We start from the raw sequence: 21,468 nt of genomic DNA, 5'->3' as shown, positions 1-21,468 counted from the left end.
GTCGTCAGACCAGCATCCCTCCGGTCGCGCGCAGGTTCTGCCCGGTCATCCAGCGGGCGTCCGGACCGGCGAGGAACGCGACCACGTCCGCGACCTCGGCCGGTTCGCCCATCCGGCCGAGCGCGGTGATACCGACCAGCGCCTCCTCGGCCGCGGGCGGGTTGTGGTCGTGGAACATGTCGGTGTCCGTCGCGCCGGGCGACACCGTGTTGACGGTGATCGCGCGCGGCCCGTACTCCCGCGCGGCGACCTTCACGAACTGCTCGAGCGCGGCCTTGCTCGCGGCGTACAGCGAGATCCCGGGGCCCGGCACCACGGTGTTCAGCGTCGACAGTGCGACGATCCGGCCGCCGTCGGGCAGCACCTGGCCGGCGCGCTGGATCGCGAAGTACGGACCTTTGACGTTGGTCGCGAACAGCTGGTCGTAGTCCTCGACCGTGACGTCGGCGATCGGCTTCACCAGCGCCTGCGCCGCGTTGCAGACGAAGACGTCCAGCGTCCCGGTCGGCTCGGCCGCCCGGGCGAACAGCTCGTCGATCCCGGACAGGTCGGCCTGGTCCGCCCGGACGGCGATCGCCCGGCCGCCGGCCGCCTTGACCTGCGTCACGACATCGGCCGCCGCCGCGTCACTGCTCGCATACGTGAAGGTCACCACGGCGCCGTCCGCGGCGAGCCGTCGTACGATCGCGGCGCCGATGCCCCGCGACCCTCCGGTGACCAATGCAGCCTTGCCATCCAGAACGCCCATACCGCTTTGTCTATCACCGTTGTAGGTCCGACGTTCGCTTCGATCCGGAGCGCCTGCATCCGGGAGGTCACGCTCCGGCGTCCATCGGTGGCAGAACCGTTGTGAGGCTCGCACGTTGGGGCATACGGTGGGAGCGCAGGGCAGTTCCATTTCCGCCAGGACCCGCGTTCGTGGCGCTACCCCGGGGGAGAACCCGCGTGACCAGCCACCCAGAGCCGCGGGACGGCGAGATGATCCGCACCACCTTCGACGCGGTCACCGAGGAACTGGCGCCCGACGTCCTGCTGGTCCGGATGTCCGGCGAGATCGACATCGCGAGCACCGACTTCGCCGCCGAGGCGATCCGCGCCGCGGTCGCGCCGCCGGCCCGGCTGGTCCTGATCGACGTGTCCGCCGTGACGTTCTGCAGCTCGGCCGGCCTCGGCAACCTCGTCGAGGCCCGCAACCTGGCCGGCGAGCACAACATCAGCCTGGCGCTGGTCGGCGTCGGCAGGCCCGTCGACCGCCCGTTGAGCATCACCGGGCTGGGCGGACAGTTCCAGATCTACAGCACCGTCGACGAGGCGCTCGCCCAGCTCTGACCGCGGATGCGGTAGCTTTCGGTGTCTCCGACGAAGGAAAGTCATGGGTGAGCTAGCCAAGATCGTGGTCGTCGTACCGACCTACAACGAGCGGGAGAACCTGCCCGTGCTGGCCGGGCTGCTGTCCGACCTGAACCTGCCCGGCCTGGAGCTTCTCGTCGTCGACGACAACTCCCCCGACGGTACGGGCGACGTCGCCGACGAGCTGGCGAAGGCGTCGCCGGAGACGGTCGGCGTCCTGCACCGGACCGTGAAGGACGGCCTCGGCCGCGCGTACGTCGCCGGGATCACCCGCGCGCTCGACGAGGGCGCCGACATCGTCATCCAGATGGACGCGGACCTGTCGCACCCGGCCTCGGTCATCCCGACCATGGTCGAGATGCTGCGCACCACCGACGCCGGCGTGGTGATCGGCTCGCGGTACGTGCCGGGCGGCTCGGCCGCGGCCGAGTGGGGCTGGCACCGGCGCGCGCTGTCCGCGTTCGCGAACGTCTACGTGAACGCGATCCTGCGGCTGCACGTGAAGGACGCGACGGCCGGGTTCAAGGCGTGGAAGGCGGACACCCTGCGCTGGATCGACGTGGCATCGATCCAGAGCAACGGGTACTCGTTCCAGGTCGAGATGAACTACCGCACGGTCAAGCGCGGCCTGAAGATCGCCGAGACGCCGATCCGCTTCGAGGAGCGCACCGAGGGCGTCTCCAAGATGAGCCTGAAGGTCCAGCTCGAATCCGCCCTGATGCCCTGGAAACTCCTCTTCGGCCGCTCCTAGGCCTAGATCGACCGGGCCAGCGAGGCGAGCATCCGGTCGCCGTCCCGGAAGACCGCCTTCTGCGCGTCCTTCCGGGCCGCGACGCACAGCGTGACAGTCACGTTGTGCACCGACTCGACGCCGGTCATCGTCGTACACCTGGCGACCATCGAGAAGACCGTGCCGTCCGGCGCGGTGTAGCGGCCGGAGTAGCTCAGCGCGGCCGCGGCGCCGATGTTCGAGTTCGCCGGGCTGATGGTCCGGACCGGGCTCTGCTTCACGGCCTTCAGCCGGTCGGCCTTGATCAGCGCCCGCGCAACCGCCGCGACCGCGGTCCGCGGGGCGATACCGGCCGGGTTGACCACCGCCATGGCGGCACCGGCCCTGGTCGTCGCGCCGAGCGTCACGGAGTACGTCGTCGAGCGGCTCTTGCGCCAGCCGGCGGCGGGGGCGACGTACACGTCGTCGTACACGAGGATGCCCTTGTCGACGTCCTTCAGCGTGCGTCGCCGTTCCGGAGTCGTTGGCGTGACCGACGGCGTCGTCGGTGCGGTGGTGGACGGGCTGGTGGACGGCGGTTCCGTCGACGGGTTCACTGTCGGGGTGGACACGCCGTCGGTGTACGTGGCGGTCGGGATAGGGGCGTCGGCTGCCGCGGTGTCGTCGCTGCGGGTCAGGAGGACGACGGCGCCTCCGACGAGCCCGAGCACCACGACAGCCGCGGCCGCGGCGAGCCAGGGGCCCTTGCCGCCCTTGGGCGGCTGGTGGTCGCGGTACGGGTCGTACTGCGGGCCGCCGTACTGCGGGGGTTGCGTGCCGTACTGCGGTGGTGGCACAGCGTGCTGGGGCGGAGGGTTGTACTGCTGGGGCTGGCCGTACTGCTGGGGCGGGCCGTACTGCTGTGGCTGGCCGTACTGGGGCAGCGGGGCGGTGTGGTCCTGCGGGGCGCCGTACGGGTTGTTCGGGTTCCAGGCAGGCGGTTGCTGATCGCTCACGGGCGAAGGCCTCACTAGATCGTTCAAAAGAGTAGGCGGACCGGTCCCCGAAACCGGCCGCCCGAGGCTACCCCACCGAACCGCGATCGGCCTACGGTCAGCCGTACCCGAGTTCGTGCAGCCGGGCGTCGTCGATGCCGAAGTGGTGCGCGATCTCGTGCACGACGGTGATGTTGACCTCGTCGACGACGTCGTCGAAGGTCTCGCAGATCGCCAGCGTCGGGTTCCGGTAGATCGTGATCCGGTCCGGCAGGACACCGCCGTAGTAGTGCCCGCGCTCGGTCAGCGGGATGCCCTCGTAGATCCCGAGCAGCTCCGGATCACCCGCGGGCGGCTCGTCCTCGACGAAGACCGCCACGTTGTCGATCAGCGCCGCCAGCTCCTCCGGCACCTCGTCCAGCGCCTGCGCGACCAGCACCTCGAAGTCCGCCCGGCTCATCTCGATCACGCTGCCAGCGTAGTGAGTCAGAGCCAGCCCTGACGGGACGCCTGAACGCCGAGCTGGAACCTGGTCTGGGCGCCCAGCGCCTCCTGCAGCCGACCGATCCGGCGGGCGATGGTGCGCTCGCTGACGCCGAACTCGCGGGCGATCGACTCGTCGGTGAGCCCCGCGCTCAGGTAGGTCAGCAGCCGTTTCGCCTCCAGGCTCGGACCGGCCGTCACGTCGTTCAGTTCGGTCCTGCTGGTGATCGGTACGGCGATCCGCCAGAGCGCCTCGAAGATCCGCTCCAGGCCGCCGAGCAGCGGTGAGTCGTGCACGACCAGCGCGACGAACTCGGGCCCCCGGCGTACCTCCGTCCGCGCGCCGACCAGCGCCCACCGCTCGTCGACGATCGTGATGTTGAGCGGTACGTGCGGGAACACCCGTGCCTGCTCCCCCGCGTCGATGCACTCCTGCACCAGATGCAGCGCGCCGGCGTCCTGGAGGACATGCGCTCCGTAGATGACGTCGTACCGAACGCCACGGCGCAGCGCGTCGAACAGGCCCTCCACGATCCGGAGCTCGCGAGCAGCGATGTTGCCCATCGTCATCGCCCGGACCTGCACCTGGGCGTCGGTCTGGACCAAGTTGAGCACGGACTGCGCGGCGTCGTACGTCGGCAGCACCTCGAGGTAGTCCTGCTTCCCGGCCGCCGTCTTCCAGAGCTCGGTGAGCAGATCGGCGCTCTCACGGGCCAGCGCGGCCCGGCTGATGTGCCGCTCCGCCACAGCGTCCATGGCCAGCCGGGGCGGGCGGACCACCAGTGAGCCGTCAGCCCGCTCCACCAGGCCCAGTGCGGTCAGCTCGGCCAGACAGGCCTCGATGTCGCCGTAGCGCGCCGTGAGCGCGTCCGGCGTGCTCCCCGGGTTCTGCAGGAGGTCGAGGTACAGCGTCTCGGCCGGGCCCGAGACACCCAACGCCTGGAGCGACTCCATGCCTCTGTGTACCAGCAGGCGACAGGTTCTCGCCATGCCGGATTCCGACAGGTTCAAGACCTCGTGACGGCCGCGGGCGGCTGCCAATACTGATGCCGCTTCCCCTCGGTCCCCTAGGAGTGTTCATGAGAAAGAGCTTGATCTGGTCGGCGGTCGTCGCCGTCGGCCTCTCACTCGGGCTGACGGCCCCGCCGGCCTCGGCTGCTGTTGCGGCGCAGACCCTGTCGCCTGAGGTCCAGCAGGTCGTCGACAACCTGCCTGCCATGCGAGAGCGCGCAGAGGCGGTCAGGGCCCAGCTCGGGCTGCCCGACAGCCCGGTCCGGGACGCCCTGCTCGCAGCCATCGACCCGACGCAGTACGAGTGCCCCAGCGCGACGCCGCCCGTGGTGGCGGCGATCACACCCGACGTCACGTCGTGGACCTTCGAGCAGCGCCTCGCCGTACTGCACGTGCTGCTGTTCGACATGGCGATGGTGGACGCCGTGTACTTCCCGCAGAGCGGCCCGTTCAGCTACGGCGTACAGGGTGAGTTCACTCACACCGTGGACAAGACGTTCGCGAAGTTGAAGGGGTTCTGGGACATCGACTCGAGCGACGTCGAGCTGGTGCCGGCGCACGGGCGGATCATGCTCGACGCCGAGCGGAACTACCGGGTGTTCACGGTCCTGTACAAGGAGGACCCGGCCGCCTCGCGGGTCTCGGCCGACTTGGTCGCCCGTGAGCTGAACAGCGCCGCCCTCGGGTACGGCGACCTGCCGCTGTTCACGTTCAACGCGTACGCCTCTCCTGGCGGCGAGAACACCCCGGGGTACGGCGCCTCACACCGGCGGATCGTGTTCGGCGACGGCGTCCTGGAGGGCTTCGCGAAGGTCGGACTGAGCGACGTCGCGCCGCAGGCGATCCTGGCGCACGAGTTCGGTCACCAGGTCCAGTACTCCGACGGGCTGATGCGGACCGACCTGCCCGCGCCGGAGTCGTCCCGGTGGGCCGAGTTGATGGCCGACGCGTTCAGTGCGTACTTCCTCACACACGCCCGCGGCGAGGCGATGAACTGGAAGCGGGTCCAGGCCTTCGGCCAGATGTTCTACCAACTGGGCGACTGCGGCTTCACCGGCGCCGGCCACCACGGCACCCCCAACCAACGGATGCGGTCCGCCCTCTGGGCCTACGGCCTCGCGGACGCGGCCCGGCCACAGGGCTTCGTCCTGCCCGCGCTGAGTTTTCACAGCCTCTTCTCCGCCCAGTACACGCAGCTGATCGCCCCTGACGCGACCACCTGACGTCGCGCGATCAGCTGTCCTGGCCGGCCAGTCCCACCCGGCCCGGGGCGCCGTACGCCGACCTCCTCCCCGGCGTACGGCGCCCTGTCAGGAACTCGTTTTGGAGCCTGACAACATGTCCTCTATGCTTACGGCTGTCCCTGGAGCTTCGGCTCCCGCGGGTCCGAGTCCCCATCGTCTAGTGGCCTAGGACGCTGCCCTTTCAAGGCGGTAACGCGGGTTCGAATCCCGTTGGGGATACGGTCGAAAGGCCGGTGCAAGAAGTACCTCGAAGATGCTGTAAGATCATCGAGTCGCGAGGCCCAGTGGCGCAGTTGGTTAGCGTGCCGCCCTGTCACGGCGGAGGTCGCGGGTTCGAGTCCCGTCTGGGTCGCCAGGAGAAGGCGGCGGTGTCCACAACACCGCCGCCGAATTTTCTCCCCGGTCAGGTAGCTCAGCTGGTAGAGCGTCCGCCTGAAAAGCGGAAGGTCGGCGGTTCGAGACCGCCCCTGACCACCCTTCTGACCTGCACATTTGCGTCGGAAACGATCCGAATCACCCACCTACTGCAGCAACGACGTTGCTGCAGTGGACCGCAGATGAGGGTTCCTGCAGCCGCCCGAGGGCTTCTCCTGCGGTGACGCGTGCGCACAGGGCGTCCGGTCTCCTTCAATGTGCGGTGCGGTCCGCGAGCTTGGCGCTCTCGACTCGAAGATCCTCGACCCAAGTTCCTCAGCGGCCAAGCCATGCGACTCATACACTGCCGCTCGCTGCGCGACGGTGATTTGGCGGCCCCTCGTTCCGGATCGCGGCAGTTGAGTGCGTTAGCCGCGCCCGAGCGGGTCAGTGCGTTTCGACGTGCGCGAGCAACAGCTTGGCCGCCTCTAGGAATCCCGACCCCTCGCCCGACCAATCGTCATCGAGGCAAAGCACGGTGACGGTCGAGCCGTCCTGCGCCGGAATGAAGTGAGCGCGAGCTCCCCGAGACTCGATCGCGTCGTAGGGAATGGACGTCTTCGAGCCGTTCGGCAGCCGCACCAGCGCACGACCGTTCCTATCCTCAATGAACGTCGCGACCACACGGCACAGTTGCCCAGGCTTCACGCCGCGACTCTCTCACGGTGCCGAGGCGCGTGCTCAACCATCGGCAGTTCCGAGCTTCTCCGACAGCGGCAGATCCGGACGTTTCGCGATGGCGCAGTCCACGGGCATGCTAGTGCGATGAGCGGGACTGAGGATCCGGCGGGTGACGGCCGACGCCAGGCCATCAAGGACGGGTTGGTCGACCTGCTCCGGTTCGATGACCACCGCCGCGGCCGGTGGCTGGACCGTCGTCAGCCGGCGCCGAATGAGCGAGCCAACTGGTGGCTGTATCTGTTGTTGGTCATCGATCAGCAGATGGATGGGCAGTCGCGCCGACGGGCGGAATGGACCGAACTGAAGCTCTGGCTGCTGCGCCAGGGGCAGGCACGGGCTGTGTTCACCGAAGCAGACAGCGCCGAGCAGCTTGCGTACTTCACGATGAGGATGCGGCGTGCGGGTATCAACTTGGCGGTGCTGCCATCGGCTGACGAGATCGTCCGGGCGTGCCTAAACGCCCTCCCGGTCCATCTGGACGAGGTCGCGTTACTTGCTGACCGGCGCGACCTGAGCGGCCTTGACCGTGCGCAAATGCGCCAGTCCCGGCAGGCGAAGAAGCTGGTCAGCGCCGCCCAGTGGCACCTGGACGAAGTCCAGGACGCGGCGCTCGCCTCTCTCCTGCGCGAATGGATCGGCGTCAAGTCGCAGCTCGTATAGCGACCCGCGTCGTCCGAGCACCTTCAACGGGAGCCCTCGTCCTGGTAAGGCGCACGATTGGCTTCGAGCGTCCCGCTCGCGCGTGATCCCGTCGCACTGTCTGCGGCAGCTCCGGACGTTCAGCGCTGGCGCCGCGCACGCTTGAAGTCGGCACGGGCGTCGCGTCTCCGCTGCTCGTCCTTCGCCCGCTTTTCGGCGCGATCAGGCATCGTTACGTGGTCGACCTCGGCGTCTACATCGAAGTCAGGGTAGGCAGCCGCTAGGGCAGGACGCACTAACTCAAGCTGAGCACCCTGACGTAGCAGCCACCAGAGCACATCCTCCGGGGCGACGTAGCCGGAGCCTCGGTCGACACAAGCGAAGGATGACCAGCCATCGGCCCGGCGCCAACTGATCAGCACCCGGTGTTCGTTCTGGGGCGAGACTCCGACTTCATCAACGTTCGTCAGGTCCACGCAATGACTCTACTGGTGCCGCGAACGCCTGCCGGCGGAAGCGCGATCATCGGCTGATCCGGACGAGTGCTGTAGCCCTCAATCTCCTGGGTACTTCTCGTCGGTCCGCTCCGGGTGCGGCGAGTTGGTCGGCGGCCGGACACCTGAGGTTCTCCATGCGCTGGAAGTCGTCGCTTGCGAACCGGTTCGGGATCCGGGCTTGGACAGCCTTGACGACCTGGGTCGGGCCCAGTTCGCCAGCGCGAACGACGTTGCGCACGCGCTCCTTGATGATCACGTTGCCGCCACCCTCGCTCCCCCCTGTGTTCCAGCCGTCGCAGACCAAGGGCTGGAACACAGGGGGAGAGGTGAGCGGCGGGTGTAGCAGCTGGTGCAGCAACATAGGGCTACTGCTGCCCCTCTTCATGACCACCCAGCGACCGCGGCCGCAGTCATCGCCGAGATGGTGCGCCACGGTTTCGCGACCTGAAAAGCGGAAGGTCGGCGGTTCGAGACCGCCCCTGACCACTATCACCCTCTCCGTCCAGCGGGGAGGGATTTTTCTTTTCCAGCGTGAATCGGGCCGAACTGGCCCAACCCCGCCAGTCCCCGTGAATCCCCCTGAACGACCATCCGTAGTTGCACGGATGTTGCACACGCCTCCGATCGACAGGCGGTGGCCACAAACCGGCTCCGATCGCGTTGCACATCACGCTGGTTCGTGCGGCTCGCGCATCGCCCATTCGAGCGGCAGCGCCGCAAACCACATCACGTCGATCCGCTCACCCTGCCACACGCTGTGTGCGCGCATCGTTCCCTCGTGCACGAACCCCGCTCGGCGGGCCACCGCAGCCGACGCTTCATTGTCCGCCTCGACCGTCAGGAAGGCGCGAGCTGCGCCGAGCTCGAACAACCACCGTGTGAGCAGAACCACCGCCCGAGTCGCGTACCCGCGCCCTCGCGCGCCCGGCCCGATCCAGTAGCCAAACTGCGCTACGTCTGCCTGCGACCAGTCATCGACGCCGCAGCAGCCGACCAGGCCGCCAGAGGTTGCGTCCGTGATCGCGAATGCAACACCTGATGGTGGCTCCGCCGCGACGAACGCCCGCCAGCTCGACGCGAACTCGTCGATGATCGCTTCAGCACCCTCGATCGAGAGCGGCGGACCCGGTCGTCCGAGTCGGTCATGGGGCCCGTTGTAGCGTCGGATCGACGGATCGACGAATGCTTCCGCCATGAACCCGGCGTCAGCTTTCGACCAAGGTCGGAGAGTGACCACGCCATCCGAGAGCGACACGACCGGAATATCGGCATCCGCCTCACGCACGTCTATCGGCACCTTTCGCTCAAAGTTGCTGATCGGCCGTCGAAGGTCGCCACTCTGGCACACTCGAGACATGGATCCTGACAACCGCCGGGCCGCCATGCGCGACGAACACCAGGTACCGCGCGACGCGTTCTGACCTCGCCGTTCGATGAATGGTGCGGGACGTCCGTGCGTGCTCCCGGAGGACGTCGGGAGAGCGCGGCCTCTCCCGACGGTCTGCGGAGCTCGGTCACGTCTGGCGGATCGCGACACCGTCGATCTGAACGAGCCTGCCGGTGGACCTGGCGGCGATCCGTAGTGTGCCGCTGATCGCCGAGGTCTGCGCCGGAATGCCGATCAGCACTTGACGCTGAGTCGTGGCGGCGTACAGGTTGACCGTCGTGAGGTACCGGGTGCCGAGATACACCGCCACGACTCCGCAAGTGGAGCACTTCGTGGCCAGCAGATAGCCCCGCTTCATCTTGATGGTTCGGACCAGGGACGCGTCGTACCTGACGCTCGAGGTTGAGGTGCTGTAGTACAGGCCGGCCGCCGTACCGCGGACCCAGCCGGTGCCGGCACTCAGCGAACGGTCGTCAAGCGGCCTGGAAAAACATCTCTCGGCGGTCCAGGCCGACGTGTTGCCGACAAGATCGCGGGCGCGGACGGAAACGCAGTACTCATATCCGCCTGCCAATGCGAGGACGTAGGTGCGTGCTGTGGTTCCGGTCTTCGGATACACGTAGTTGCTGAAGGCACCGGACGACGATGCCGTCCGATAGCGCAGGTCGTACGACGCGACTCCCGAGGCGTCGGTTGCCAGGTAGGTCACGGTGGCGCTCGACGCGACGGTCGCCGCGAAGGTCGGGGCTACGATGCGCGCCGCGGGCGGGGCCGCGTCAACCGTGAACGCGCGCGCCGCGACGACCTTCCGGCCGTCGAACGTCTCCCCACCCGGCTCCTGGGCGATCACGCGCAGGGTGTGCGGTCCGCTGGTCAGACCGGTCGGGCGGTACGGCGACGCGCAACTCACCGGAGCGCCTTCGTCGATCTGGCAGGTGATGGCCGATCCGCTCTGCAATCCACTGGAATCGAACGCGATCGACGGCGACGGACCCGTGACGCCGGGCGTCGGCTTGATGTAGGTGGCGAGACCTTGCCATTGGAGGTCGTGGATCGTCTGGCCGGAGACCGACTGCAGCAATTGCCTCGCCGTACCCGGGACACCGGCCGACATCGAAAGGACATGGAGGCGGTCGACACCTGACTCACGGCTGAGTACGGCGATAACGTTCGCGTCAGGCCGCCACGACACTCGCAGAATCGACGACGGCGGCAGCTCCGCACTGAGCCGTGCCGTACCGCCGGTCAGGGGCATGACGCCGATGCGGTTCGGCTGATCGGCAGGCACGAACGCGAGCCATCGACCGTCGGGGGATGCCGCGGCGTGCGTGGCTCCGTTCGCACCGGCCAGGACTGCGATCCGGGTGCCGTTCGTACGGGCCGCCAGCCGGGCCAGTGGCGCTCCGCTGATTCGGGAGTCACGGACGATCAGAGACTGTGCGTCGGGATGCCAGACCGGAAAGTCGAGGGAGCACCCGACCCGAGCCGGGACGCCGCCCGTGGCGGGAACGATGTCAACGCAGGAAGCCGTGCCTTCCTTGGTCGTGTAGGCGATCCGCGTACCGTCCGGTGACCAGGTCGGCGTGTGGATGGCCGCGGCGGTCACGACTCGGGTGACCGGCTGGCTGCCCGGCCCGTCGGCTCGGCGGGTCCAGAGCACGCTGTTGCCGCCCTCGTCGGTCGTGTAGGCCACGCTCCGGCCGTCCGGTGACACACCCAGCTCGGCACGGTTGGAGGAGGGTGCGTCGGGGCCGAACGGAACGATCTGGGTCCCCCAGATACCGACCGCGCCGAACGTCGAGTCCGCACCCGTCGGCCCGCTGAAGACCGCGAGCTGTTCCCTGGCCGGCGCCGGCTGGATCGGGAAGCTCGCAGGTCCCTGTCCGAGTTCGTTGACAGCGGCCACCGAGTAGAAGGCGCCTGGTGTCGGCTCGGGATCGATCCACTGGTGGCGGTCGGCGGGCAGCTTGTACTCGGTGATGGCGTTGTCGACATGACGACGTACGACGAAGCCCTGCACCGGCCTGGCGCCGTCCTGGCTCGGACCGGTCCACGAGAGGTCGACGCCGGTGAGTGTCGCCACCGCGTCGACCGTATCCGGAGCCGACGGAGGGGACTCGCCGGCTGCGACGGCCTTGACGTTCCGGGACTCCCGGCGAGTGGAATCGACGATACGGATCCACGCGTTGAGCGGGTACGTGGTGGCGGCCTTGAACGTGATCGTCATCGTGCAACTGGACGCGGGGGGCAGCGGCGCGCTGCAGTCGTTCGTGAGTCCCCATCGCGTCGAGTCACCGTCGATCAGCTCGGTCCGCGCGATGGTCAGATCAGTTGTCCCCGCGTTCGTGATGGTGATGGAGCGTTCGGCGGTGGTTCCGACCAGCACCCGGCCGAAGTCGACGCTGTCGGAACTCACCGAGGCCGCCGAGTAGGGCTTGGTGCTGTTCACCCGAATCTCACCGACAACCGTGTGACTGTCCGCACCGCACGGCCAGAATGAGAAATATCCGGTCATGAGGGCGATGTCGAGATCGTCGGTGTAGGCCAACTCGGTGAGCGTGAGCTGCGCGTTGCCGGGCACACCACAATCGACGTCGCCCTGGCGCAGCCGGAAGACGGGAAAGTAGGTGCGGGGTGCCTCCAGCAGTGCGGGCAGAGTGATCTGGATGTCGCCCGCCGACAGGGTACGGGTCGCCCCCTCGGGTCGACCTACAGTGACTGTGGTCGCGACCTCGTTGGTGAGGGGCGAGGGCCCGTTGAACCCCCGGCTCACATCCACGGTGAGCGCGTTGACCGACCCGGTCGCGGGATCCTGCAGCGGCCGGGTCGCGGTGGCGATGCCGCTGCCCGAGCTCGCCCCGACGTCGTTCCTCGCCTCGACGTAGTACTGGTGACTCTCACCGGGCTGCAGCGTGGTGTCGATCCAGTGCTGGGTCGACGGATCGACGGAGCCGGAGACGTCCTCCCACTGTCCGTCGTCCCGCTGCCGCATGACCACGTAGCTCTCAGGCGGGCTGTCGAGGTTGTCGGTCGGCGGTTCCCACTTCACACCAGCCGCGCCGACCACCGGGAACGACGTCACCGACTGCGGCACTCCGGGGACGCTGGTGGCGGCCTGCGCCCCGCGGAATCCCGGCAAGAGCGTAGCGAGAGTCGCCACGATGATGAGCACAGCCACGAGTACTGCCTTGCGCTTCAAGAGCCCCCCAGGCATCACAAGCGGCCCCGTCGCGGGCGGGTCCTCGACGGCGGCCGATAGTGCAGAGAAGCTATCGCACCACCGCGAAGATTTCATCAGGCTTAGCGGCCGTGTGGCTGGACTCGCCGATCTTCGCCGGCACCTTGGGCGGCTTCCGGTGTACGAGCAACAGGCGGCCCGCCCGCGACTTCCTGCGACACCGGACGAGACCTGCGCCCTTGAGTCAGTTGATCTGCGAGATGACTTCAACCTCCTGCGAATTTCTGAGGTCTGGAACAGGCAGGAGGCAGGCGGCGGTGTAGCAGCCAGCGCAGCAACATGTCGCTACAGCCGCCACACTTGGCAGGCGTCGAGCACCGGCTCGTGCGCTCGGTAGCAGAGCCGGGTGCGACATTCCAGCGAACTGAAAAGCGACAGGTCGGCAGTTCGAGACCGCCCCTGACCACCTCTCTGCTGCGGTTTTGTCGATCCAAGAACCGCCGGTCCTCCCGCAATGACCGCAACGTCTGTTCGGTTTCTCCTGATCGGGAAGCGCAGCCGGCGTGGAAGACACCGGGCGGTGACCTGGTGCCGCAAGCTCAGCCCACACAAGCGTTTGTGGCGCGCGCGGGAGTGGTGGCGCGTGCCGTGCGGGCGGCGGGGATTCCGGCGCCGGTGACCGGGGTCTTCTTGTACTCGACGCGGACGCCGGGGCTCGGGTTCGACACCTGGCAGCAGAAGAACTCGTGGTCGTCCGGGCGGGTTGCCTTCGCGGACGGGGTCCAGTTCGCAGAAGGTGGTACGACGCGGGTCGATTTCGCAGATGGGTCGAACGAGACGATGCAGGTGCTCGAAGCTCAGCAAGCTCTGACCGAGGCGATCGGGCCGCCGAACGACATCTGCGAGAGGATGCCGAGCTGCGAAACGCTTACGATCACCGGCGGCTCCTTGACGACGACCGACGTGGAGACCAGCCATGGCCGGGCGACCGTGCCGGCTTGGTCCTTCACGGTGCAAGGCCTGTCGAGACCTGTTGTCGCCGTCGCAGCCCCCGCGGGCGTGCTCAAGTCGCTGCAGTGGCCCGACCCGCTACCCGGTCTCGCCCGGCTCGAGCAGGGCCTGCTCCGCGTCGGCGTTCTCGACTGGGTCGACGGCAAGACCCTCAGTTTCGAGGTCAGCCACGGACTCTATGAGACCGACCTCCGGGCCCACGTCGTCGAGTACGACGATCTGGTGGTCATCGGCGGCAGTCACGGTCCATTGCTCCCGGGCGGTGCGGACGTCGGGAAAACATCGACCGGGGTCGTCACCCTCGGCAAGCCGCTCGGCGACCGGGCCGTCATCGCCGAGGACACCGGCGTACGTCTCACGCCGTACCCGTACCTCAGAAAGTAATGGAGGTGAAGGCTCGGGTTTGGTCGGTGAAGGGCTCGTTCGACGGGGAGGCGTCTAGGGAGGAGGCGCCGTGGAAGCGGTGGATGCCGGTGGTTTCGCGGTGGACGCACTCGACGTCAGCGGGTTCGGCGACCTGGCCGCCGTAGACCAGGGCTCGGATCTGATGACCACAGCCGGGACCGCAACAGGTGGCGACAGCAACCATCCGAGCCGACCGATGAGCCTTGCGCTACAACACCGGTTCCATGGAGCCCAAGGGCCGCTGTCGAACTGAAAAGCGCAGGTCGGCGGTTCGAGACCGCCCCTGACCACTATCACCCTCTCCGTCCAGCGGGGAGGGATTTTCTTTTCGGCAGGTATGCGGCGTCTGCGGGCTTGGTGCCCGGTTGTGGCGCTCAGGGCTTGATGCGGCCGGTTTCGTAAGCCCAGATGGCGATTTCGACTCGGTTTCGGGCGTTGATCTTGCCCATCACTGCGGTCAGGTGGGTCTTCACGGTGCTGAGGCTGATGTGCAGGTCGGCTGCGATCTCGGCGTTGGTGCGGCCGGTGGCCGCGGCGATCAGGACCTGTTCCTCGCGGGCGGTCAGCGGCTCGACCGGTTGGACTGCCGAGCGGCCGGTCGGCGGCTCGGAGAACGCGGCCAGCAGCCGTGCGGTGATCCTCGGGGCGATCAGTGCGTCGCCGTTGGCGGCGGCGTGGATCGCCTGGACCAGAAGGTCCGGCCCGGCGTCCTTGAGCAGGAATCCACGCGCTCCGGCCTTCAGAGCGCCGTACACGTACTCGTCGAGATCGAAGGTGGTGATCACCACGATCGGCAGCGGGTCAGCGACGCCGGGTCCGGCCAGTTGGCGGGTTGCCGCGATCCCGTCCAGCCCGGGCATCCTGATGTCGAGCAGACACACGTCGGGCCGCAGCCGGCGAGCGAACTCCACGGCTTCCAGACCGTCGGCCGCCTGACCGACCACCTCGATACCGGGCTGGGCATCGAGGATCATCGCGAGTCCGGTCCGGACGAGGTCCTGGTCGTCGGCGACGAGTACCCGGATCGTCATCGGCCGCCCGCCTTGCGGGGCAGCACCACGTCGACGGACCAGCCCCGGTCCGGGTCAGGGCCCGCGGCGAGCGTGCCGCCGAGCAGCGTCGCGCGCTCGGCCATCCCCACCAGGCCGTAGCCTCCCGGGTTCCTCGAGGTCGTTTCCCCGTTGTCGCGGACGGTCAGCTGGACGGAGTCGTCGGACGACGTCAGCCGGACGTCGATGCGCGTCGCCTGCCGGGCATGCCGGACGGCGTTCGTGATCGACTCCTGCGCGATGCGGTAGATCGCTGCGCCCACCGCGCCGTCGAGATCACCGAGGTCGCCCGACACCTCGACCTCCACCCGCGGCCGGTCGCCGGTGCTGCGGGCGAGCTGCTCCAGCTCGGCTACGCCCGGCTGTGGCGCCAGCGCCGCCGTCCCGTCATCACGCAGTACTCCGACCATCGCCCGCATCTCGGCCAGGGTCCGCGTACCCTCCGCCTCGATGACGGCGAGAGCGTCGACCGCCGCTTCCGGGCGGGTGGCCGCGACGGCTCGGCCGGCCTGGGCTCGGATGACGATCGCCGACACGTGATGAGCGACCGTGTCGTGCAACTCCCGGGCCAACAGTTCGCGCTCGCGGAGTCGCACCTGGCCCAACTCGCGGTTCCGGGCCGTCCACCGATAGCGGACCGCGAGCCCGAGTGTCGCGGGGAAGAGCAGGAACATGCTGCCGAACGCCGCTTCGGCGTATCCGGTGAAGTCGCTGGCGATTCCCAGCACCAGCGCCACCAGGATGAACACCAGCCCGATGAGGATCTCGCGGCCGGATCCCCAGCGAGCCAGTGAGTACGGCAGCAGCACCACGCAGATCATCGAGTAGAGCCCGAAGGTCGCGTTCCCGGTGACCAGGGTGACGAGGTTGATCACGATCAGGACGCCGAACACGGCGGCCACCACCGTCAACGGACGGGTACGACGCCACAGCAGAGCGCACGCGACGACGACGGCGATCACGATCGCGGCAGGTCTCCACACGACGTCCTCGCGCAACACGCCTTCGAGAACGACCGCCAGCAGCAGGCCGCCGACGAGCACCCAGTCGCGCCACACCCGCCCGGGTGGCTCGGGCGCTCGCGGCTCGGCCAGCAGCGAGCGGACGGCGTTTCTCAGCATGCCCACAGCGTAGGGACTCAGGGCGCCGAGCGGATCGGCTCAAAGTACGGGACGCGACCTGGCTGTTCGGCCGACAGAAGTCCGGCCCATCGCCCGAGGTGGCGGCCGCCTGTCCGGCCGCACGCTGAACCCAACTCTCGCCGAAGGGATCCATGATGAGGTCGCATCTGTACGGACTGGGCCGGTACGCCGCACGTCGCCCCTGGGTGGTGATCGGGGCGTGGCTGGTTGTCGCCGCGCTCGTGATCGCGGCATCCGGCGCCTTCGGCAAGAAACTGGAGGAGTCGTTCGGGGCGCCCGGCGTGGATTCGCAATCCGCCACCGACCTGTTGTCGGCCGCGGGAGCGGATCAGGCCGGGCTCACGGCGCAGGTGGTCATGACTCCGCGCGACTCGACGTCGACGCTCAACTCGCCTGACCTGCGGACCGCTCTGACCCGGATTCAGTCGGCTGCGGCGTCGTTGCCGCATGTGCTGAGGGCCGGCGATCCCGTCGTTTCGCCGAACGGTCGCGTCGGGCTCATCCGGCTGCAGTACCCGGTACTCGAGAAGCTGGCGCCGAGCGACCTCGAGCAACTCAAGACCCTGGCGGCAGTTGACTCGCCGCTGCGGATCGAGCTGGGCGGGGATCTCTTCTATGCGTTCGAGCAAGGCCAGGCCGGTCTCGGTGAGGCGGTCGGGTTGATCGCCGCGATGGTGATCCTGCTGCTCGCGTTCGGATCGATCATCGCGATGGGCCTGCCGATCGGGATGGCGGTGTTCGGGCTCGCGCTCGCGATCAGTTCACTGTCCCTGGTCACGTATCTCATCGACCTGCCCAGTTGGGCGCCCGTGCTCGGCAGCATGATCGGGCTCGGCGTGGGCATCGACTACGCGCTGCTCATCGTCACGCGGCACCGGGAGTACCTGGCCCGGGGGATGTCGGTCGCGGAGTCGGTCGGGAGTGCGGTCGCGACGGCCGGACAGGCTGTGCTCTTCGCCGGCGGCACGGTCGTGATCGCGATTCTCGGGCTGGTGGTGGCCGGCGTACCGTTCATCACCGCGGGCGGGATCGCGGTCTCGCTGATCGTGCTGACCATGGTGCTCGCTTCGATCACCTTGCTGCCCGCGTTCCTGGGTCTGGCCGGGCACTGGATCAACCGCCTTCGGGTACGGCGGGTCCGGTCGTCGTCTGGTTCGGGTTGGCAGCGGTGGGCGGGGCACGTGTCCAAGCACGCCACCGCGTACGCCGTCAGCGCCACCGTGCTGCTGCTGGCGCTGGCCGCACCCGTGCTCGCACTTCGCGTCGGTACACCCGACGACGGCGCACTTCCGGTGCAACGCACCGAACGCCGGGCCTACGACCTGGTCGCCGCGGGATTCGGTGCCGGTAGCAACGGTCCGCTGGTGATCGCCGTCGACGTCTCGCGCGATCCGGGCGTCGTACAGCCGCTGTTCGACGCCGTCCGCGCCGATCCGGGCATCGCGTCGGTCGCACCTCCTGCGGTGAACACCGCCGCCGGCGTCGCGACGCTGATCGCCGTACCGACGACCGGACCGCAGGACGATGCCACGATGACGACCGTCAAGCGGCTGCGCGCGGAGGTCTTTCCTTCGGTCCTGCGGAACAGTCCGGCGACGGCTCACGTCGGTGGTCAGACGGCGACCCTCGCGGATGTGGGGGCGCGGGTCAACGATCGGCTGCCGTGGTTCATCGGCGCCGTGATCCTGTTGTCCGTCGTGCTGCTCACCGTGGTCTTCCGGTCGGTCGTCGTACCGCTGAAGGCCGCGCTGATGAACCTGCTCAGTATCGGCGCGTCCTTCGGCGTCATCGTGATGATCTTCCAGTGGGGCTGGGCCGCGGACCTGATCGGGCTGGAGTCGACCATCCCGATCCTTCCGTTCATCCCGATGTTCATGTTCGCCGTGGTGTTCGGGCTCTCGATGGACTACGAGGTCTTCCTGCTCACCCGGATCCGCGAGGAGTACGTGCGTACCCATGACAACACCGCCTCGACCATCCACGGCATCACCACCACCGGCCGCGTGATCACGTCGGCAGCGCTGATCATGATCGCGGTCTTCGTCAGCTTCTCCCTCACCGACGACCCGACGGCCAAGATGTTCGGCCTGGGCCTGGCCACCGCCGTCCTGGTCGACGCAACGGTCGTCCGATTGATTCTCGTACCGGCCCTGATGAAGCTGCTGGGCGACGCGAACTGGTGGACGCCGGCTTGGTTCAAGCGGCGGTTGCCCCGGACAGCTGCGCGTCCGAGCTCGGACATGTCCTGGCAGCGATGACAGGATCGACCCATGGTCGCGGTGGAGGGGACATGAAGGCTGTCATCTACGAGAGATACGGGCGCCCCGACGAATTGCGGGTCGAGGACGTCACGATGCCATCGCCCGCCGCTGGGCAGGTGCTGGTGAAGGTCGCGGCGACGTCGGTCAATCTCAGTGATTGGGAGGGCCTTCGTGGATCGCCGTTCTACGCGCGGCTGGGTGGACTGCGCGCGCCGAGACGCCCGACGCTCGGCTCGGACATCGCCGGCTGGGTCGAGGCCGTCGGCACCGGCGTCACTCGGTTCCAGCCAGGTGACGAGGTCTACGGCGACAATCTCCAACTCATGGGCGGCTTCGCCCAGTACGCCGTCGCCTCCGCTTCGTCACTCGCCCCCAAGCCTGGCGGGCTGACGTTCGCCGAGGCATCGACGATTCCGCAGGCCGGCGCGATCGCTGTGCAGGGCACGGTGGGTGCCGCGAAGGGGCGTCGGGTACTGATCAACGGCGGTGGTGGAGGGTCGGGTTCCTTCGCCATCCAGCTGGCCAAGCGCCTCGGTGCTCACGTGACCGGTGTCGACAACAGCGGCAAGCTCGAGTTCATGAGGGCACTCGGCGCCGACGAAGTGATCGACTACCGCCGCGAGGATTTCACCCGCGAGCACCAGCCGTACGACCTCATACTGGATCTCGTCGCTCACCGGTCGGTGTTCGACTATCGTCGAGCGCTCGCTCCGGGCGGCCGGTACCGGTGCGTAGGAGGATCCGTCCGCGCGCTGCTGCGGGTGCTCACGATCGGCGTCGCCGCCGGGCGAGTCACCGGCCGCCGGCTCGGGGTGCTCGTCGTCAAGGAGGGTCCCCGTTACTTCGAGCCGCTGGCCGACCTGTGCGTCGCCGGTGACGTGAGCATCCACATCGACCGCACCTTCGCGCTTGACGAGGTGCCGCAAGCCCTCGCGTACGTCGGCGAGGGCAGCGCCCTCGGCAAGGTCGTTGTCACCCCGCCCTGAGTGCCACAGAGGGACTGCCCGGCGATCAGCTCCTGGCCTGGCTGCGGAGCTCTTGGGAGGGTTGCGCGTCGTCGGTGTGTGCAGATTGCCGTCTGCGGCTGACCGCGCCGACGATTGATCGAGCTGCCCGGCTAGCTCTTCGGGTGGGATGGCTCGCCGACAGCCTCACGCACCCAGTCGTGGGCGGGACCGGGATCAAGGGCGGCGAGGAACTCGGCGAGCGTGCCGTCCCAACTGGCTTTCGCGTTGTCGGCCGCGGCCGACGCGACCGACTGCCGCGTCTTCTGGTCTTTGCAGCGCACGAGGACCACGGCCGCATGCGGGCCGGCGTCGGCGAGGATCTCGTGGGCCCGGTGATCCTCCGACCCGACGCGCCCTTTACGCTCCCTGGCATCGCGCACTCCGCGCCTGCCGCCCGTGAACATCGAGAACAGGCCCAGGAAGCCGATCACCCAAGCCAGCGAGATGCGCATCAGACCGGCCGTGAAATCACCGGCCTCCAGCACCCGCGAATCCGTGACCACCAGAGATCCGTCAGCGTTGCCGCGGACCACAGCAACGCGAGCGTCGCCCTTGCGAGTCTTCCTGCGAAATCCCCCACCAAGCGACGCCACCATGTGCTCGGCTCGACGGTAGCTGCCAAAACTGGCGAGTACTACTGAATCCTGCCCCGATACCGCGGCCGAGCCTGGCTCGGACGTCATACGAACAATCCTCAGCACCCGGCAACCGAAAAGCAAGACCGGCAAACCCGGTCAGGCTTCGCTTGGCTGAGACAGGGGCTACTTGAGGTGCGGGTAGAAGGTGAGTCGCGTGCCTGTGGTGGCGTTGATGACGGGACGGTTGCCCAGCGGCTGGGTCAGGGTGAGTGTGGTTGGTGTGCTGATGCCTACGGCTCGGCAGGCGACCGGTTTCGTGGTGCGGGACCCGCCGATGAGCACCATGTCGTCGTACTCGATGGCGTGGGCCCGGAGGTTGGTGTCGCAGGCGCCGTGGTGGAGAGTGAAGGCGATGGTGTTGCCTTCGACCCGGGTGAGTCTGCCGACGACAGGACCGTCGCGGTCGGGCTCGGCGAGGCCGGGTGGTGGGGTGGGTTCGGCGAGAGGCTTGAGGACGTCCTGAGAGATTGCCACGGCGACGATCGGTCTCGACAAGCCTCGGACGGTGAACGACCACGCGGGGACGGTCGCGCGGCCTCTGCTCGTGTCCACTGCGGCTGTTTTCAAGGAGCCGGCGCTGATTGTGAGCTTGCACGTCGACGCCGGTACGGCGAGGTGACCGCAGTTGTCGTACGGCGTCCCGATCGCTTCGGTCAGTGCGCGCCGCGGATCGAGAACGGTCGCCGAGACATTCGACCCGTCGCCGAAATCGACGCGGACGGTGCCGGCTGATCCGAGTTTCACGCCTGGCGCGATGGTGACGTACCCGGCGCCCCACGCGGCCTTCTGCTCGGTGGTGTCGAACATGAGGCCTGGTGTGCGGGATGTGTACAGGAAGATGCCATCGGGAGACGGCGGGATGCCCGCGGCGCGGACGGCTTCCGTGACCACACGCGCACGGTCGAGGAATGCCGGGGGCGGAGGACCTTGCGGTATTTGCGTCGGATCCACGGAGCGAACCGGTGCCGGCGTTGCACGGCTCGGCGCAGCAGTCGGCGCCACCTGGTTCCCGCACGCCGGCAGCACGAGAAGCGCGAGTACGAGCGCACAGCGCCTGATGAAGGTCATATTTGGTAGACGCATCGAAGCCGTCCAACCGTTGTGGCGATCAGGTCGGCTGCCGATGTTCTCCGCGCGTCGCGTGGTTTCAGTTGGCTTCAGGTCGACTTCAGTATTACGGTAGATCCACGGTGTAACTGCGGTCAATCGCCAGTTTGTCAGGAGCAATGGCGATCGGAGCCGTACCAGAGAGCCCCCAGTCCTACGGCGACAACGCCATCGGGTGACCCCCGGCGGCGCGGAGTACAGCGGGCTCGGTGGAGTCAGGTAGAGCGGGGTACCGGATCGGCCGATCCGCCGCCCCCGCA

22 protein-coding genes and 3 tRNA genes are annotated in these 21,468 nt (G+C 68.0%); 11 read left to right on the top strand and 14 right to left on the bottom strand.

What is annotated here, in order from left to right; all coding sequences use genetic code 11:
- Window positions 1–4 precede the first annotated feature (4 nt).
- Complete coding sequence (locus tag AB0L64_RS05150; RefSeq protein ID WP_363707846.1) at window positions 5–748, bottom strand: SDR family oxidoreductase; 744 nt, start codon at window positions 746–748, stop codon at window positions 5–7.
- Between the two features lie 197 nt (window positions 749–945).
- Here AB0L64_RS05150 and AB0L64_RS05145 point away from each other — a divergent pair, with 197 nt between their 5' ends.
- Entirely contained in the window at window positions 946–1,329 is a 384-nt protein-coding gene (locus AB0L64_RS05145) for an STAS domain-containing protein (protein WP_363707844.1), read from the top strand.
- A 43-nt stretch (window positions 1,330–1,372) separates the two neighbouring features.
- Window positions 1,373–2,101 (top strand): polyprenol monophosphomannose synthase, encoded by a 729-nt coding sequence (locus AB0L64_RS05140; RefSeq protein ID WP_363707842.1) that lies wholly within the window; start codon window positions 1,373–1,375, stop codon window positions 2,099–2,101.
- A gap of 2 nt (window positions 2,102–2,103) precedes the next feature.
- On the opposite strand, the gene AB0L64_RS05135 is transcribed toward AB0L64_RS05140, so the two are convergent.
- The 3 genes from AB0L64_RS05135 to AB0L64_RS05125 all read right to left on the bottom strand — a co-directional run bounded on the left by AB0L64_RS05135 (window position 2,104) and on the right by AB0L64_RS05125 (window position 4,491).
- On the bottom strand, window positions 2,104–3,075 hold the full coding sequence (locus tag AB0L64_RS05135; RefSeq protein ID WP_363707840.1) for a hypothetical protein: 972 nt from the start codon (window positions 3,073–3,075) through the stop codon (window positions 2,104–2,106).
- A gap of 97 nt (window positions 3,076–3,172) precedes the next feature.
- Window positions 3,173–3,523 carry a metallopeptidase family protein gene (locus AB0L64_RS05130; RefSeq protein WP_363707838.1) on the bottom strand — a complete coding sequence of 117 codons (351 nt, stop codon included), beginning with the start codon at window positions 3,521–3,523 and terminating at the stop codon, window positions 3,173–3,175.
- Between the two features lie 17 nt (window positions 3,524–3,540).
- Window positions 3,541–4,491, bottom strand: a complete 951-nt coding sequence (locus tag AB0L64_RS05125) for a hypothetical protein (RefSeq protein ID WP_363707836.1) — start codon at window positions 4,489–4,491, stop codon at window positions 3,541–3,543.
- 125 nt (window positions 4,492–4,616) lie between these two features.
- Here AB0L64_RS05125 and AB0L64_RS05120 point away from each other — a divergent pair, with 125 nt between their 5' ends.
- The 4 genes from AB0L64_RS05120 (at window position 4,617) to AB0L64_RS05105 (ending at window position 6,266) form a co-directional block, all read left to right on the top strand.
- Window positions 4,617–5,771, top strand: a complete 1,155-nt coding sequence (locus tag AB0L64_RS05120) for a hypothetical protein (protein WP_363707834.1) — start codon at window positions 4,617–4,619, stop codon at window positions 5,769–5,771.
- A 167-nt stretch (window positions 5,772–5,938) separates the two neighbouring features.
- Window positions 5,939–6,011 (top strand) — tRNA-Glu (locus AB0L64_RS05115).
- Window positions 6,012–6,070: 59 nt separating this feature from the next.
- Window positions 6,071–6,147 (top strand) — tRNA-Asp (locus AB0L64_RS05110).
- Window positions 6,148–6,193: 46 nt separating this feature from the next.
- A tRNA-Phe gene (locus tag AB0L64_RS05105) sits at window positions 6,194–6,266 on the top strand.
- A 327-nt stretch (window positions 6,267–6,593) separates the two neighbouring features.
- On the opposite strand, the gene AB0L64_RS05100 is transcribed toward AB0L64_RS05105, so the two are convergent.
- Window positions 6,594–6,854 carry a hypothetical protein gene (locus AB0L64_RS05100; RefSeq protein ID WP_363707832.1) on the bottom strand — a complete coding sequence of 87 codons (261 nt, stop codon included), beginning with the start codon at window positions 6,852–6,854 and terminating at the stop codon, window positions 6,594–6,596.
- A 117-nt stretch (window positions 6,855–6,971) separates the two neighbouring features.
- Here AB0L64_RS05100 and AB0L64_RS05095 point away from each other — a divergent pair, with 117 nt between their 5' ends.
- Window positions 6,972–7,547, top strand: a complete 576-nt coding sequence (locus AB0L64_RS05095) for a hypothetical protein (protein WP_363707830.1) — start codon at window positions 6,972–6,974, stop codon at window positions 7,545–7,547.
- Between the two features lie 119 nt (window positions 7,548–7,666).
- Here the strand turns inward: AB0L64_RS05095 and AB0L64_RS05090 are convergent, their stop codons facing one another.
- The 4 genes from AB0L64_RS05090 to AB0L64_RS05075 form a co-directional block, all read right to left on the bottom strand.
- Window positions 7,667–8,002: a hypothetical protein gene (locus AB0L64_RS05090; protein ID WP_363707828.1), complete on the bottom strand. Its 336-nt coding sequence runs from the start codon at window positions 8,000–8,002 to the stop codon at window positions 7,667–7,669.
- Window positions 8,003–8,048: 46 nt separating this feature from the next.
- Window positions 8,049–8,279 carry a hypothetical protein gene (locus AB0L64_RS05085; RefSeq protein WP_363707826.1) on the bottom strand — a complete coding sequence of 77 codons (231 nt, stop codon included), beginning with the start codon at window positions 8,277–8,279 and terminating at the stop codon, window positions 8,049–8,051.
- Window positions 8,280–8,690: 411 nt separating this feature from the next.
- Window positions 8,691–9,308, bottom strand: coding sequence for a GNAT family protein (locus tag AB0L64_RS05080; protein ID WP_363707825.1), 618 nt, complete (start codon window positions 9,306–9,308; stop codon window positions 8,691–8,693).
- A 229-nt stretch (window positions 9,309–9,537) separates the two neighbouring features.
- Entirely contained in the window at window positions 9,538–12,570 is a 3,033-nt protein-coding gene (locus tag AB0L64_RS05075; protein WP_363707823.1) for a choice-of-anchor D domain-containing protein, read from the bottom strand.
- A gap of 378 nt (window positions 12,571–12,948) precedes the next feature.
- On the opposite strand from AB0L64_RS05075, the gene AB0L64_RS05070 reads away from it, so the two are divergent.
- Window positions 12,949–13,983 (top strand): hypothetical protein, encoded by a 1,035-nt coding sequence (locus AB0L64_RS05070; RefSeq protein WP_363707821.1) that lies wholly within the window; start codon window positions 12,949–12,951, stop codon window positions 13,981–13,983.
- On the opposite strand, the gene AB0L64_RS05065 is transcribed toward AB0L64_RS05070, so the two are convergent.
- Window positions 13,973–14,134, bottom strand: coding sequence for a phosphoenolpyruvate hydrolase family protein (locus AB0L64_RS05065; protein ID WP_363708097.1), 162 nt, complete (start codon window positions 14,132–14,134; stop codon window positions 13,973–13,975). The genes AB0L64_RS05070 and AB0L64_RS05065 overlap by 11 nt on opposite strands.
- Here AB0L64_RS05065 and AB0L64_RS05060 point away from each other — a divergent pair.
- On the top strand, window positions 14,054–14,257 hold the full coding sequence (locus tag AB0L64_RS05060; RefSeq protein ID WP_363708101.1) for a hypothetical protein: 204 nt from the start codon (window positions 14,054–14,056) through the stop codon (window positions 14,255–14,257). The two genes, AB0L64_RS05065 and AB0L64_RS05060, sit on opposite strands and share 81 nt — an antisense overlap.
- Window positions 14,258–14,378: 121 nt before the next feature.
- Here the strand turns inward: AB0L64_RS05060 and AB0L64_RS05055 are convergent, their stop codons facing one another.
- Together AB0L64_RS05055 and AB0L64_RS05050 are read right to left on the bottom strand one after the other, a co-directional pair.
- A complete protein-coding gene (locus AB0L64_RS05055; RefSeq protein WP_363707819.1) occupies window positions 14,379–15,035 on the bottom strand; it encodes a response regulator transcription factor in 657 nt (218 codons plus the stop codon).
- Window positions 15,032–16,174, bottom strand: a complete 1,143-nt coding sequence (locus AB0L64_RS05050) for a sensor histidine kinase (protein ID WP_363707817.1) — start codon at window positions 16,172–16,174, stop codon at window positions 15,032–15,034. Before AB0L64_RS05050 ends, AB0L64_RS05055 begins: the two co-directional genes overlap by 4 nt.
- Window positions 16,175–16,329: 155 nt before the next feature.
- Here AB0L64_RS05050 and AB0L64_RS05045 point away from each other — a divergent pair, with 155 nt between their 5' ends.
- Complete coding sequence (locus tag AB0L64_RS05045; RefSeq protein WP_363707815.1) at window positions 16,330–18,453, top strand: MMPL family transporter; 2,124 nt, start codon at window positions 16,330–16,332, stop codon at window positions 18,451–18,453.
- A gap of 32 nt (window positions 18,454–18,485) precedes the next feature.
- On the top strand, window positions 18,486–19,442 hold the full coding sequence (locus tag AB0L64_RS05040) for an NAD(P)-dependent alcohol dehydrogenase (protein ID WP_363707813.1): 957 nt from the start codon (window positions 18,486–18,488) through the stop codon (window positions 19,440–19,442).
- A gap of 131 nt (window positions 19,443–19,573) precedes the next feature.
- Here the strand turns inward: AB0L64_RS05040 and AB0L64_RS05035 are convergent, their stop codons facing one another.
- Entirely contained in the window at window positions 19,574–20,146 is a 573-nt protein-coding gene (locus AB0L64_RS05035; protein ID WP_363707811.1) for a hypothetical protein, read from the bottom strand.
- Window positions 20,147–20,224: 78 nt separating this feature from the next.
- Window positions 20,225–20,992, bottom strand: a complete 768-nt coding sequence (locus AB0L64_RS05030) for a hypothetical protein (RefSeq protein ID WP_363707809.1) — start codon at window positions 20,990–20,992, stop codon at window positions 20,225–20,227.
- Between the last annotated feature and the right edge of the window lie 476 nt (window positions 20,993–21,468).

The sequence above is a fragment of the Kribbella sp. NPDC051936 genome (assembly GCF_040680955.1).
Classification (GTDB): Bacteria; Actinomycetota; Actinomycetes; order Propionibacteriales; family Kribbellaceae; genus Kribbella.
Note: the sequence above shows the minus strand (reverse complement) of the source record. Positions and strands in the feature narration are given on the sequence as shown.